This is a genomic window from Bradyrhizobium sp. 153 (assembly GCF_023073835.1).
Classification (GTDB): Bacteria; Pseudomonadota; Alphaproteobacteria; order Rhizobiales; family Xanthobacteraceae; genus Bradyrhizobium.
Window position 1 is genome coordinate 1 of the sequence record NZ_JADPKH010000011.1, and the last position, 654, is coordinate 654.

Below are 654 nucleotides of genomic sequence, written 5' to 3' on the forward strand. Positions count from 1 at the left end.
CGAGCCGCAGATCGCGACCGATACCCGCAACATCCGCGTGCAGGCGACCATCGCCAATCCGGAGAAGATCCTGAAGCCCGGCATGTTCGTCACCACCACCGTGGTGCTGCCGGAGAAGCCGGCCGTGATCACCGTTCCGGAGACAGCGGTCGACTACACGCTGTACGGCGACTCGGTGTTCGTGATCACCGAGAAAAAGGAAGAGGACGGGAAGACCAGTCTCTCTGCGGTACGCACCTTCGTGCAGACCGGCAACAGGGTCGAAGGTCGCGTCGAGATCGTCAAGGGTCTGAAGCCGGGCGACAAGGTCGTTGCCGTCGGCCAGCTCAAGCTGCAATCGGGTGCACCGGTGTCGATCTCGACCGACCCGCCCCCGGCAATCCCGGCGCAGCCGCCGCGCTACTGACCCATTACATTCGCGTGATCCGGCTCGGCCGGATCACGCTCTTGAGAGATAGAAATCGAGACGCCGCGATGGCCTTTACCGACATTTTCATCAAGCGACCGGTCCTGTCGGTCGTCGTCAGCCTGCTGATCCTGCTGATAGGCCTGCGTGCGGCGATGGTGCTGCCGATCCGGCAGTATCCGAAGCTGTCGAACACCGTCATCAACATCACGACCGTGTATCCCGGCGCATCCGCGGACCTGATCCAG

1 protein-coding gene and 1 pseudogene are annotated in these 654 nt (G+C 62.7%); both read left to right on the forward strand.

What is annotated here, in order from left to right; genetic code table 11:
- A pseudogene (locus tag IVA91_RS02420) lies at positions 1 to 406 on the forward strand (efflux transporter periplasmic adaptor subunit); the annotation flags it as partial.
- A 68-nt stretch (positions 407 to 474) separates the two neighbouring features.
- Positions 475 to 654 (forward strand): efflux RND transporter permease subunit (locus tag IVA91_RS02425; RefSeq protein WP_247458317.1); only part of this gene is annotated, 180 nt, incomplete at its 3' end.